The sequence below is a fragment of the Mesorhizobium sp. P3_A9 genome, from assembly GCF_056402975.1.
The window spans coordinates 1-8,236 of record NZ_JBFUGJ010000271.1 but is presented as its reverse complement, the minus strand read 5'-3'; the positions used below and the strand labels follow the sequence as shown (position 1 = coordinate 8,236).

General features: G+C 61.6%; 6 protein-coding genes and 1 pseudogene. 3 read left to right on the top strand and 4 right to left on the bottom strand.

The window, feature by feature from the left end:
• Window positions 1-97: 97 nt before the first annotated feature.
• Entirely contained in the window at window positions 98-364 is a 267-nt protein-coding gene (locus tag AC1DX0_RS26655; protein ID WP_477223597.1) for a helix-turn-helix domain-containing protein, read from the bottom strand.
• A gap of 202 nt (window positions 365-566) precedes the next feature.
• Between AC1DX0_RS26655 and AC1DX0_RS26650 the strand changes: the two genes are divergently transcribed.
• Entirely contained in the window at window positions 567-1,829 is a 1,263-nt protein-coding gene (locus AC1DX0_RS26650; protein WP_477357415.1) for a threonine synthase, read from the top strand.
• Here the strand turns inward: AC1DX0_RS26650 and AC1DX0_RS26645 are convergent.
• The 3 genes from AC1DX0_RS26645 to AC1DX0_RS26635 all read right to left on the bottom strand — a co-directional run bounded on the left by AC1DX0_RS26645 (window position 1,824) and on the right by AC1DX0_RS26635 (window position 6,335).
• Entirely contained in the window at window positions 1,824-2,897 is a 1,074-nt protein-coding gene (locus AC1DX0_RS26645) for a PLP-dependent cysteine synthase family protein (RefSeq protein ID WP_477223596.1), read from the bottom strand. The genes AC1DX0_RS26650 and AC1DX0_RS26645 overlap by 6 nt on opposite strands.
• The gene (locus AC1DX0_RS26640; RefSeq protein WP_477223595.1) at window positions 2,891-3,835 is read right to left on the bottom strand and encodes a GHMP family kinase ATP-binding protein; all 945 of its coding nucleotides are present in this window, start codon (window positions 3,833-3,835) and stop codon (window positions 2,891-2,893) included. Before AC1DX0_RS26640 ends, AC1DX0_RS26645 begins: the two co-directional genes overlap by 7 nt.
• Window positions 3,836-3,953: 118 nt before the next feature.
• Window positions 3,954-6,335, bottom strand: coding sequence for a transketolase (locus tag AC1DX0_RS26635; protein WP_477223594.1), 2,382 nt, complete (start codon window positions 6,333-6,335; stop codon window positions 3,954-3,956).
• Window positions 6,336-6,461: 126 nt separating this feature from the next.
• On the opposite strand from AC1DX0_RS26635, the gene AC1DX0_RS26630 reads away from it, so the two are divergent.
• Window positions 6,462-6,929: an Lrp/AsnC family transcriptional regulator gene (locus tag AC1DX0_RS26630; RefSeq protein WP_477223593.1), complete on the top strand. Its 468-nt coding sequence runs from the start codon at window positions 6,462-6,464 to the stop codon at window positions 6,927-6,929.
• 460 nt (window positions 6,930-7,389) lie between these two features.
• Window positions 7,390-8,236, top strand: a pseudogene (locus tag AC1DX0_RS26625) (Fic family protein); the annotation flags it as partial.

Genomic DNA, 8,236 nt, shown 5'->3' with positions numbered 1-8,236 from the left:
GGGACAAGCATCGAATGTACACTAAAGGAGTCAATCCCGCATCACAAAGACGAGATAAGTGAAAACCGGGTCAGTACAGCATTGAGGAAGTCTGGCTTCAATCCGTCGACTTTGAAGTCGCCTGCTTCGTCACCCGAATAGCTCGCTTACTTGTCGTGCTTGCCGAAACCAACTCTTGTGGCTCGACATTCAACGCCTTGGCCAGAATTTCGACTGTATCCAGCGTGGCGTTGCGTCGCCCGGCCTCGACGCTGCTGATATAGGCGCGCGTGCGGCCCGAAACGAAAGACAACTGCTCCTGCGAGAGTTTTCGCTCTCTGCGAAGCCGCTGCACGTTCAGGCCAAAAACGCCGCGAAGTTTCATCAAACAACGGATGCTACGACGCGCACTATGGTGCGACACACTATAGTGCACATTCCGCATTGACAGCCGTGCTGCGGGCTGTTTGAAACAACCAGCGAATTCATCGTTTCYTGGACAAGGAATAGCCATGACGAGCCGGCCGTTTCGCGACCTCGCGCACGACATGTCCGCGCATTCCTCAGGCGAGATCAGCCGTCCCGGGATGCACAAAAGCCGGATTCTGGAACTCGTCTGCATCCGATGCGGCGCTTCCTACCCCGCCGATGTCACAATCGACTCCAAAGGATGCGCACGGTGCCAAGACACCGCGCCGGCAAATCTTGCGCCCGTCTACGCGGCCCCACAGTCTCCCCTCTTGGCCGGCGCCGCCAGCTCGCGCTCGCTGTGGCGTTTTGCGAATATGCTGCCTTGCACGGAAGCCGAGGCGGTGAGCCTCGGTGAGGGGCTGACGCCTTTGCTTGCCGCGCCGCGCATCGGCGCGTTTCTCGGCGTGCCGGATCTTGCAATCAAGGACGAAGGCCGCAACCCGACCTGGTCGCATAAGGACCGGTTCTCGACCATCGCGGTCAGTGTGGCGCGCGCGCGTGGCGCGAAGATCGTCGCGACCGCCTCATCGGGAAACGCCGGGGCTTCGCTGGCGGCCTACGCTGCCCGCGCGGGCTTGAAATGCGTCGTCACCACTTTCGCGGGATCGGCGGGCGCGATGCTGGCGCAGATCCGCAAATATGGCGCGACGGTACTGCCCCTGGTCAGCAAAATGGACCGATGGTCGCTGCTTGAACAGGCGGCGGCCCGATACGACTGGTTCATCGCCTCGCCCTATCACGGTCCCGTCGTCGGCAGCCATCCACTCGGCATCGAGGGCTACAAGACGATCGCCTACGAGATCGTCGAGCAATCAGATGGCATGGCGCCAGACTGGTGCGTCCTGCCGGTCTGCTACGGCGATGCCCTGTCCGGTGTATGGGCCGGCTTTTGCGAGCTGTTCGCGGCAGGGTCGATCACGCGCTTGCCTCGTCTCGTCGCGGCGGAGGTGCATGGGTCGCTGGCGGACGCTCTGGCCAGCGGCGCCGATGCGTTGAGTGAACGCAAGATGCTTTTCGACAGCCTTGCCGTATCGATCGGCACGCCGCRCAGCACCTTTCAGGCGCTGAAGGCGCTGCGTGAATCCGGCGGGCACGCCGTCCCCGTCAGCAATAACGGCCTGATCGCGATGCAGGAACGCCTCGCGCGGGACGAAGGGATCGTTGCGGAATTGGCGTCGGTCACGCCGCTGATGGCGATATCGGCATTGAAGGACCAAGGTGTTATCGCAGCCACAGACCGTGTCGTGGCCGTCGTGACAGCCAGCGGTCTCAAGGACCTCGATCGGTCGGCCGGATCGAACGAACACGATCCTATCTTCCAGACGACGGACGATGCCTGGCGCTGGCTCGACAAAAACGGGCTGGATCTCGCTTCATAGTTTTTCCGCGGCGCCAACAGCCGGTGGCACGTCGCCTGCTGCCTGCGTTTTCAGCACATCGTCGAGACTGCGACGCAGCCAAAGAAAGCGCGTCCATTGCGTCTCCGCGGCCGGTGCGATGGTGGCCAGAGTCCTTGGCTCCGACAGTTCCTTGCAGGGCCAGCCAGGCAGAGCCGCAAGCCAGTCATCATTGTAGACAGTCTCGGCATGGCGATGGCCTTCGTCAGGCATGATGACCGCCACTTGCGCATCCGGAAGTGTCGTTGCAACCCATTGTGCCACCAACGCGGCTGCGCCGCTGGTCGGCCCCATGAAGAGGCCGTGCTCGCGCAGCAAACGATGCGCGGTCCTATAAGCCGGATAGGCGCCAACCCAATGGACCTCGTCGACAAGCTCATGCCTGACATTTTTCGGCAGAACGCTGTTGCCCAGGCCCCGSAGCATGCGTTTGCCGACGGGCTGTCCGAACAGGATGCTGCGATGGGTATCGACGGCAAACACCGTCAGATGCGGAAAGACAGTTCGCAAAAAGGAGGTGGTGCCGCATAGCGAGCCGCCCGTACCGACACAGCCGACCAGGCAGTCGACCTTGCCCATTGCGCGGATGAAGAGTTCGGCCAGCCGCGCATAGGCAAGCCAGTTGCCCGGACTGTCGTATTGGCGGGTCCAGAAGCCATCCGGCTCGTCGGCCAAGATTTCCTGCAGGCGCTCCAGCCGGCCAGGCTGGTTGCCGTCGCCGCGCGGATCGTCAAGGGCGATGACCGTGGCGCCGATGCGCTCCAGGCGGGCTTTGTATTTGGCATCGATCAGCGTTGAAGCGGTGACGAGCGTAAGCTGATAGTCACGCGCCGCCGCCAGCAGCGCGACCGCCATTCCGAACGTGCCGGACGTCGTTTCGACAATGTGGGAGCCTGCCTTCAGTTCGCCATCCGACGCTGCCCGATCCAGAATGTAGCGGGCCGGCATCAGCTTCATCAGCGGAAACGCCGCGGCCACGAGATTTGGCGCCAGGCGCGCAAGGCGCGGGGTCTCCAGGTCCCTGAAATAGTCCACGTCGAGGGTCACCATGTCCAGCCCTCCGCATTCACCAGATGGACCTCGACATCCTTGAAGCCGGCACGTCTTATCTGCTGCGCGACCAGGGCCGCGCGTCGCTTCAGATTCGATGCGAAGAGATCGAAAATCAGGCCGAACAACGAACCGCTATGGGCGACTTGCACCCCGCACGCTCCGGCTCGCCGGGCGATTTCGGCGATCTCGCCGAAGCTCTGTTTCGGCAAGTGCCGTTGACTGATCAGGGCACTGGCCGAGGCGGCGCGTCCGAGAAGATAGGGATCCTGAAGGCGAACCGCCCGCGCCACCAGCGCCCGCAGCACGCCGAATTCCTGGATTTCGGCACTGTCGTAGCGTGCGGGCGGCAGCTGCAATGTATCGACCGGAACCCCGCCATTTGCCTTGAACCCGACCAGAAGCAGCGGCGGCAGGGAGCCTCCGAAATTCTCGATCACCGTGCCTTCGCGTTGCGCGAAAAGCACTGCGTGATCGTCGAACGCGATCGCGTCGCTGGCGCGCTCGGCAGCCACCGCCAGACGCCCGATGCTTGACGGCCGCAGCTGGACGCTGACGGCAGCGGCGACAGCGCGAATGGAAGCGACAACGTCCGCCGTCGATGAGCCGTAGCCGTGCCCCACGGGAATTGCGCTTTGAAGTGTCAGTTCCCCGCCGCCGGTGACGTTCAAGAAATCGAGCGTAAGCCGCGCGGCGGCCGACGCCTTGACCTTGTGATCGGGGTGGACAACGACCGCATCTGCGTCGCTCCTGGCAAAGCGCGCCTCCGATCTCAAGCCGGCGATCGGCAGCGTGACGAGCCCGCGATGAAGGCGCCCGCCATCATCCTTGAAGACGCCCTGGATGAGTTCGCCGTGATGCGCAATCGCCGCCGCCGTCCCCACCGACGACCGCAGCGCTTCACGACCCATGAGATCGCCGGCCTCAGCCATTTTCATCTCCACGCGCTTGCCACACGGGAAGATGGCGCCGACGATTGGCAGCCGCCCTCAAGGAATTCAGGTATTGACGGCTTCCTGACGAACGACCCGGCCGCAAGGCGATGCTGGCGGATCGTCAGGCGGCGGAGCCAAGGTGCCTGAGCGGCCGGCCGGCCGACACCGATTGCACTGCGGCCATGATACCTTGCGCATCGATCCCGTAGTGCCGATAGAGATCCGCGATCGTACCGGTCTGGCCGAAATGCTCGACGCCGAGCGCGCGCGTGCGATGTCCATGAACCGACCCAAGCCAGGCGAGCGTTGCGGGATGTCCGTCCAACACCGTCACGATGGCGCATGAGGCAGGCAGGCCCGCCAACAGGCGCTCGACATGACTGGTCGCATGCGGATGGCCATATTGGCGCGCCCGCGCCGCGGCCGACCAGCCGGCGTTCAGCCGATCGGCCGAAGTCACGGCAAGAAGCCCGACATCGCGCCGGTCACCGGCCATCAGCCCCAATGCCTGAACCGCCTCCGGCGCGACAGCTCCCGAATAGGCGATCACCACCGCGGCATTCGGCCCGGGTTTGCGCAACCAGTAGGCGCCATCGACGATGTCGCGCGCCAGCGGATCCCCGGTCTGGCGTGTCGGCTGTTCGATCAACCGCGTCGAGAGCCTGAGGTAGACCGAACCTCCCGTCTGATCGCGCAGCCAGGTATGGTCATCGGGCTCGGCCTCGCCGGAGCGCTGCATGTAGTCGAATGCCCAGCGCAGGATGACTGCCAGCTCGTCGACATAGGCCGGCTCGAATGTCGCCAGGCCGTCCTGTGCCATGCCGATCAGCGGCGTGGCGATCGACTGATGCGCTCCGCCCTCGGGCGCCAGCGTCACTCCGGAAGGCGTCCCCGCCAGGATAAAGCGCGCGTCCTGATAGCAGGCATAATTGAGCGCATCGAGGCCACGCTCGATGAAGGGGTCGTAGAGCGTTCCGACCGGAAGCAGGCGTTCGCCGTGAAGCGAGTGCGACAAACCCAGCGCCGACAGCATCGTGAAGAGATTCATCTCCGAGATGCCGAGTTCGAAATGCTGTCCCGACGGCGAAAACGTCCAGTTGAAGGTCGAGGGAATGCGTTCTTCACGAAAAATGTCCGCCTGGTCGCCGCGCGCGAACAGACCCCGCCTGTTAACCCAGGCGCCAAGATTGGTCGAGACGGTCACGTCCGGAGACGTGGTGACGACACGCTTTGCAAAATCGCTGTCTGACTTGGCGATCCCGTGCATCAAAAGGCCGAAACCCTGCTGTGTCGACATGGAGGCCTGTGCGCTCCAGGGTATCTGTGCCGGCACGGGCACGGCTGGGGCTTTATGGCGACGGGTGGCTGCCTGCGCGAAGGGTGACGACGCCAGATAGGACCGGATCGCGGCCTCATCGTACGCAAGGCCCTCGAACATCTCCCATTCACGCCCCTGGCGGACACCCATGCCTTGCCGCAGCGTGTCGACTTGCGCCGGCGTCATCAATCCGGCGTGATTGTCCTTGTGGCCGGCGAGCGGCAGGCCGAAGCCTTTGATGGTGTAGGCGATGAAGCAGGTCGGACGATCATGGCCGCGCGCTGCCTCGAAGGCATCGACGATGCTCGCCAGATCATGGCCGCCGAGATTCGCCATCAAGGCGGCAAGGTCTTCGTCGCTGCGCTTCTCGATGAGGCGGGTGACCGGTCCCTGATCACCAAGGTCGTCCAGAAGGCGCTGGCGCCATGCGCCGCCGCCCTGGAAGGTCAGCGCGCAATAGAGCTGATTGGGGCAAGCATCGATCCAGGACCGCAGCTTTTCGCCTCCCTCTTCCTGGAAAGCCGCTTGTTGCAATGTCCCATGTTTGAGGATCACCACATCCCAGCCGAAGTTGAGAAAGATGGACTCGAAGCGTTGCCACAGGCCTTCGCGCACCACCGCATCAAGGCTTTGCCTGTTGTAGTCGACGACCCACCAGGTGTTGCGCAGGCCGTGCTTCCAGCCTTCGAGAAGCGCCTCGAAGATATTGCCTTCATCCATCTCAGCGTCGCCGAGAAGGGCAATCATCCGGCCTTCCGGCTGGTCCGCGTGCCAGCCTTTTGCCCTGACATAATCCTGGACCAGGGAGGAGAAAAGGGTCTGCGCCACGCCCAGTCCGACCGACCCGGTCGAGAAATCGACATCATCGATATCCTTGGTTCGAGACGGGTAGGACTGCGCGCCGCGATAGCCGCGAAAATTCTGCAGCTGCTCAAGCGTCTGCTTGCCGAACAGATACTGGATGGCATGGAAAACCGGGCTGGCATGCGGCTTGACGGCAACGCGGTCTTCGGGCCTGAGGATCTGGAAGTAGAGCGCCGTCATCAAGGTCGATGCGGAGGCCGACGACGCCTGATGTCCGCCAACCTTGAGGCCCTCCTGCGACCCGCGAACATGATTGGCATGATGGATCATCCAGACAGCCAGCCACAGAACCTTGCGTTCAAGTTCGGAAAGGATCGTCATCGTCGGCTCCCGTGAAATCGCGGCTCAACGATAGCGGCCAAGGTCTCTCAAAAGTGGCTATTCTTGCGCAAGCATATCAATGATATTGGCTGATCCAGCCAATAGTGACGCCCAGACGAGGGAAACGTGCCAAATCCGACGCTCGATGCAATCGACCTTAAAATCATCGCTGCGCTGCAGAAGAACGCAAAGGCGACGACGAACGAGCTCGCCGAAGCCGTCGGACTTTCGCCTTCACCTTGCGCCCGGCGCGTGCGGCTCCTGGAGAGCGCCGGCGTCATCAAGGGTTACACCGTGGTCGTTGACCAGAAGAAGCTCGGCCTGCCGATCAGCGCTTTCGCGTCGATCAAGCTTGAACGGCAACGCGAGGATGATCTCGACCGCTTCTCCCAGGCGGTGCTGCGCTGGCCGGAGGTGGTCGACTGCTATCTGATGACCGGCCAGCGGGATTACCTGATGCGCATCGTGGTGCGCGACCTCGAGGCCTATGAGCGGTTCATCAAGGACAAGCTGACGCGGCTGGACAACATCGCGTCGATCGAAAGCAGCTTCGCGCTTGGCCAGGTCAAGCGCTCGGAAGTGCTGCCTATCTAACCGACCCGGTATTCTGCGACGGCCAGTTGTCGATACGGAACTCAGATTGTGCTCGACGAAAGCAAGCTCATGCTCTTTGACAGAAAGTCCCTTAGGGCCATCGCCACCTCACTGTTACGGGATGGGGCGGCCTGTCGGGTCGATATGATAGTTGTTCCGAAAGGCAAATGTGAACCGATGCCGGTAAGCTCGATGTCGCGAATTCCTGTTGCCATCATTCTGCCAACAGGAGCGTAAGCTTTGCAGCTGCCTCCTACAAACCCGGTTTTTCATGGTGACGTCGGCAGCGATATATCCGTATATCTCATTGAGATTTAAGATTTTTCTCGTCTGTCCAGCGTCAAAAACTTGTAATGACACATCACCAAAAACTTGTATTTGCGCAGCGTAATTGACTTGCGATCACACATCTCTATATACTTGTATTTGAACGGCACCAGAAACTTGCAAGGGCACAGCCATGGCTAAGCCTCACGAAAAACTCGCGGAATCCCTCGCCATCCTTCAGGACCTGCAGGCAGGAGGGCGCCGCATTTTCAAATCTCAAGAGATCACCCGGGTCCATCGTGAACGCCTACTCCAAAACGGATTCCTCCGTGAGGTGATCAAAGGGTGGTTGATGTCCACCGGACCGCAAGCGCAGGAGCAAGACACGACGCCTTGGTATGCCAGCTTCTGGGAGTTTTGCGCGATGTATTGCAACGAGCGTTTCGGGAAGGCGTGGTACCTTTCTCCCGAGCAATCATTGCTCCTGCACGCAGAGGCTGCTGCGATCCCACCGCAGGTGGTGGTCAGCAGCCCTTACGGAGGCAACAATAAAATCGACCTGCTGTTTGGCACATCGCTATACGACCTCAAAATCAAGGATATGCCTGAAAACCTGACGGAGAAGAACGGCTTGCGCCTGTTTCCCGTCAATGCCGCCCTCGTCCGTGTGCCCGAGGCATTCTTCCAGCGTTACCCAATCGAAGCCCAGGTTGCTATGGCTTCATTACGCAGTGTCTCAGGCGTGCTAGGGCTTTTGCTCGATGGAGGCCATTCGGCTATCGCCGGGCGGCTTGCCGGCGCGTTTCGGCGCATAGGGCGCGATGCCTTCTCTGACGAGATCGTCGCCGCGTTCAAGGCTGCAAGCTATGACATTCGAGAGTCCGATCCTTTCGCCGGGCAGGTCGGCGTTACTGCCATCACGTCAGGCGCGCCGCCGATCGTGACAAGGCTCCACGCCATCTGGGAATCACAGCGCGATGCGGTGGCCGAAATTTTCCCGAAAGCACCCGGGCTGCCGTCCGACAAGGATAGCTATATGA